This window comes from Hyphomicrobium sp. (genome assembly GCF_020852195.1).
Classification (GTDB): domain Bacteria; phylum Pseudomonadota; class Alphaproteobacteria; order Rhizobiales; family Hyphomicrobiaceae; genus Hyphomicrobium_C.
Genome location: NZ_JADZBI010000153.1, coordinates 1 through 2,731 on the forward strand (window position 1 = coordinate 1; position 2,731 = coordinate 2,731).

A 2,731-nucleotide genomic window follows, 5' to 3' on the forward strand; every position below is an offset into this window, starting at 1 on the left:
ACGGGCATGAAGCCGCTCTCGACGGTGCTCGAGGAGCAGGTCGGCCTCGACAGCGACCAGAGCACGGCGCTGACGCGCACGCTCTCGGTGACGCTCAATGCGGCCCTGGCCCTGCTGACGCTGCCGCTGATCCTGCTGACGTGGGGCTACTCGCTGCCCGAGGCCTTCGCCTGGCTGCGGGCGGCGCTCTTCGGCTTCGAGGTCGGCGATTTCCGCATCTCGTTTGCGCGCATTGCGCTCGCCGGCGTGCTCTTCGTGGCGCTGGTGTTCGTCACCCGCGTGCTGCAACGATGGATCGACCGGGCGCTCATCGGCTCGCGGCGCGTGGATCCCGGCATCGCGAACTCGATCCACACCGCCATCGGCTACAGCGGCTTCATTCTGGCCGCGCTCATCGCCGTCTCCTACGCCGGCCTCGACATCACGAACTTCGCCATCGTCGCGGGCGCCCTCTCGGTCGGCATCGGCTTCGGCCTGCAGTCGATCGTCAACAACTTCGTCTCGGGCCTCATCCTCCTCGTCGAGCGGCCGATCAAGGTCGGCGACCGCGTGTCGGTCAAGGGACAGGAAGGATTCGTGCGGCGGATCTCGGTGCGCTCGACCGAGATCGAGACCGGCGACAAGGCGAGCCTCATCGTGCCGAACTCCGACCTCATCACGTCGTCGGTGACGAACTGGACGCATCGCAATGCGCTCAGCACGGTTACGGTGAAGGTCCGGGCGGGCTACCAGTCGGACCCCGAGACGGTGCGCGCGGTGCTGCAGAAGGTGGGCGCGGAGTGCCAGCTCATCCTGCAGCATCCGGCACCCAGCGTCGTGCTCGAAAACTTCGGTGCGGACGCACTCGAGTTCTCGCTCGGCGCGGTCATCCCCGACGTGACGCAGGCGGGAGCGGTGCAAAGCGAGCTGCGCTTCAGCATCCTCAAGGCATTCCGCGAGGCGGGCATCGAGATGCCCTATGCGCAGCACGACATCCATCTGCGCGACCTCGATGCGGTGCGCACGCTGCTCACGCGCCTTGCGGAGGAGCGGGCGCGGCAAGCGGGCGTCGTGGTGCCGGGGTCAGAGTCAGGCGGGCGACGGTAGCGCGGACGTCACCCCGGGTTGCAGCTCTGCTGCGCCGTCGCCGGCGCGGCGGTGCTCGGCCGGGATAGCAGCAGGGGAAAAAGCGTCAGTCCTCGCGGTAGACGCGCTCGCGGCGCTCGTGGCGCTCCTGGGCTTCCAGCGAAAGGGTCGCGATCGGGCGCGCGTCGAGGCGCTTCAGGCCGATCGGCTCGCCGGTCTCCTCGCAATAGCCGTAGGTGCCGTCCTCGATGCGTGCCAGCGCGGCGTCGATCTTGGCAATCAGCTTGCGCTGGCGGTCGCGGGCGCGCAGCTCGAGCGCGCGGTCCGTCTCCGACGTGGCGCGGTCGGCGAGGTCGGCGTGCTGGGTCGAGTCCTCGTGCAGCCCGGCCAGCGTCTCCTTGGTCTGGCGGATGATCTCCTCCTTCCAGGCGGTCAGCTTCTGGCGGAAGTAGATGCGGTGGCGCTCGTTCATGAACGGCTCGTCCTCGGAAGGACGGTAGTCGGGCGGAAGCACGATGGTGGAAGTGCCCGCTTTCGCGGTCAGCTTCTTGTCCTGGGCCTTGTCGATGGCGCGTGTCCTCGCTTTGGGCTTGCTCGTCGCTTTCGGGGCCGCGGCCTTCGGCACTGCCTTGGTCTTCGCGGGTGCCTTTGCAGCGGAGCGCGCTTTGGATGCTGCGGATTGGGTTGCAGCGGCCTTTTTCGGCGTAGCCTTAGCCTTAACGGCGGCCTTCGCCTTGGCCGGCTTCGACGTGGCTCGCTTGCTCATATGGGGCCTCCAATGAACGCCCTGCTCGAGACACCCGGAACCGCCCCCCGCACCGACGCATCCCACAGGTGCTTCGGGGCCCCCTCGGCGTCCGGCGTGGCTCTATTGGCGGTAGAGGCCGCTTATGTCAAGAAAATCCAACGTTTAACTGTTAAAAGCTGTGCGGGAATCAGTCTGGCAAGTGGCGGAAATTGCGGACGATTTGGCGCCGGCTTCCTTTGAGGCCGCATCGGTCCCCGTCGGCACGACGAGGATGTCCCACGGGCGCCCGGCCGGGCCGGCCTGCGACCCTCTCACCCGTTTACCCTCCTTGCCCAGCCGGGAGCGGCCGCCTAAGACGGATCTGGCACGCAAAAAACCCCAGGGACCACCGGCACATGACTGGATCTGGCGCAGCGGATGGCGGTGGGCGATTCGAGGGCACCTCGAGCTACGTCGCGACCCGCGACCTCACCGTCGCCGTCAACGCGGCCGTGACGCTCGAGCGGCCACTCCTGGTCAAAGGCGAGCCCGGCACCGGCAAGACGGTGCTCGCGCTCGAGGTGGCCCGCGCCCTCGGCGCGCCGCTCATCGAGTGGCATATCAAATCGACGACCAAGGCCCAGCAGGGGCTCTACGAGTACGACGCCGTCTCGCGGCTGCGCGACGGGCAGCTCGGCGACGCGCGCGTCAAGGACATCAGGAACTACATCAAGCGCGGCAAGCTGTGGGACGCCTTCGTCGCTGACAAGCGTCCGGTGCTGCTCATCGACGAGATCGACAAGGCCGACATCGAGTTCCCGAACGACCTCCTGCAGGAGCTCGACCGTATGGAGTTCTTCGTCTACGAGACCGGGGAGACGGTACGCGCCGGGCGGCGCCCGATCGTCATCATCACCTCGAACAACGAGAAGGAGCTGC

At 67.4% G+C, this 2,731-nt stretch carries 3 protein-coding genes; 2 read left to right on the plus strand and 1 reads right to left on the minus strand.

Annotated elements, in window-relative coordinates; genetic code table 11:
• Positions 1–1,086, plus strand: a 1,086-nt coding sequence (locus tag IT540_RS13005) for a mechanosensitive ion channel domain-containing protein (RefSeq protein ID WP_291178441.1), incomplete at its 5' end; no start/stop codon positions are given.
• Between the two features lie 85 nt (positions 1,087–1,171).
• On the opposite strand, the gene dksA is transcribed toward IT540_RS13005, so the two are convergent.
• Positions 1,172–1,537, minus strand: a complete 366-nt coding sequence (gene dksA / locus IT540_RS20835) for an RNA polymerase-binding protein DksA (RefSeq protein ID WP_366029845.1) — start codon at positions 1,535–1,537, stop codon at positions 1,172–1,174.
• 671 nt (positions 1,538–2,208) lie between these two features.
• Between dksA and IT540_RS13015 the strand changes: the two genes are divergently transcribed.
• Positions 2,209–2,731 (plus strand): MoxR family ATPase (locus tag IT540_RS13015; RefSeq protein ID WP_291178448.1); only part of this gene is annotated, 523 nt, incomplete at its 3' end.